2 protein-coding genes are annotated in these 1,958 nt (G+C 26.5%); both read left to right on the top strand.

The window, feature by feature from the left end:
• Positions 1–167 precede the first annotated feature (167 nt).
• Positions 168–1,703, top strand: coding sequence for a DNA polymerase III subunit gamma/tau (gene dnaX / locus Q0F58_RS19260; RefSeq protein WP_294379682.1), 1,536 nt, complete (start codon positions 168–170; stop codon positions 1,701–1,703).
• A 20-nt stretch (positions 1,704–1,723) separates the two neighbouring features.
• The coding region (locus Q0F58_RS19255; protein ID WP_294379680.1) for a YbaB/EbfC family nucleoid-associated protein at positions 1,724–1,958 on the top strand (235 nt) is incomplete at its 3' end.

Genomic DNA, 1,958 nt, shown 5'->3' with positions numbered 1-1,958 from the left:
CATAATTAAAATGTAACGGAAAGAAATTAAAATACATCAAACTAAGTAAAAATTTTTTAGAAAATAAGACTCATATAATGTGTAAATATAGTTAAATAATAACCCAAAATGATTTAATATGAACCTAAAATATGCTATACTTATACCTGGGAGAAAGGAGAAACGAAATGAGTTATCAAGCACTTTATAGAAAATATAGACCTAAAAATTTTGATGAAGTGTCAGGCCAAAATGTTACCGTTAGAATTTTGAAAAACGCAATTAAAAATAATAAAATAGCTCATGCATATTTATTCTTTGGACCTAGGGGGACTGGAAAAACATCAATAGCAAAAATATTTGCTAGAGCAATTAACTGTAAAAATTCTCATGATGGTATTCAGTGTGAAAATTGCGATAGTTGCATCATATCAAAAGAAAAAGAATGCGTAGATATCATTGAAATAGATGCAGCGTCAAACAATGGCGTAAATGAAATACGTGAACTAAAAAATAAAGTATCATTTGTCCCATCAGAACTAAAATACAAAGTATATATAATAGATGAGGTACACATGCTATCTATAGCAGCTTTTAATGCCCTATTAAAAACATTAGAAGAACCACCAGAACATATAGTATTTATCTTAGCAACAACTGAGTTAAACAAAGTGCCATCGACAATTATTTCAAGATGTCAAACATTGGAATTTAATAAAATAAATTTGAATGATATGAAAAATAGATTAAAAAACATATCAGAAAAAGAAAAAATTCAAATTAGTGACGAAGCTATAGAAGAGATAGCTAAATATTCTAATGGAGGATTAAGGGATGCCATTGGAACTTTAGAAAAAGCCATTTCCTATACAGATAAGAAAATAGAAGCAAACGACATAAAAGAAATTAGTGGCAATATTACATCAAAAGAATTAAATGAGTTCTTAAGTTTAATTGAAGATAAAAATATTGAGGGAATTTTAAAAAAAATTGAAGAGTACTACAATAATGGAACAGATTTAATTAAATTATTGAATGAAATAATTGAATGCTTTAGAAATGATTTAATAGAAAACAGAAAAGATGTACTAAACAAATGTTCTATGATTAGAAATTTGAATAGTTTAGAAGAAGAAATGAGAAAATCTGACAACCCTAAAATAATTTTTGAAATAGCGATGCTTAATATGATATATACAAATGATTCAAAAGAACCACAAAATATTGAAACTAAAGAGAATTATACATCGAATAAAATTACAGAAAATAAGTTATTAGAAGAAACAAAAGAAGGAGAAAAAAGACAGAAGGAAATAAGAGTTAATAATACTTTATGCAACCCTAAAAAAGAAAATGTTATTAAATTAAGAAATAGTTGGGATAATTTAAAAGATTTAGCATTTGATATGAATTATGGTAACATAGCTCGTCTACTAAGTTCAGATATTTTACCGGTGGCAGCCAGTGATACAAATGTTATACTGATATCAAAGTTAAATGGTCTTGCAGAGCAAATTAACAGTGATCTTTATACAGTAGAAAAAATATTTCAAAAAGCATTTGGGTATGATATTAAGCCAATTTGTATTTCAGAAAAAGAATGGAATGAGTACATTGAAAAATACAAAAAAAATAAATCATCTTTTAAGTATATTGAAGAGATAGAGAGAAAGAAAAATTTAACACTAAAAGAAAGAGCAAAAGAATTGTTTGAAGAAATTTAAGAGAAAGAAGGAAATATATTATGAATATGCAAGCATTGATGAAACAAGCCCAAGCATTGCAAAAGGACATGACAAAGGCACAAAGTGAAATTGAGAAACAAGAATTTGAAGGAGAAAGTTCTGTTGTAAAAGTAAAAATAAATGGAAAACATGAAGTTTTATCTGTAAAAATAGATTTAAATTCAAATTTAACATCAGATGATCTAGAGATGTTAGAAGATATGATAATGATAGCTATGAATAATGCTAATAAGA

Origin of the sequence: uncultured Clostridium sp. (genome assembly GCF_934754915.1) — a bacterium.
Classification (GTDB): domain Bacteria; phylum Bacillota; class Clostridia; order Clostridiales; family Clostridiaceae; genus Clostridium.
This window is presented reverse-complemented; position numbering and strand designations above follow the sequence as displayed.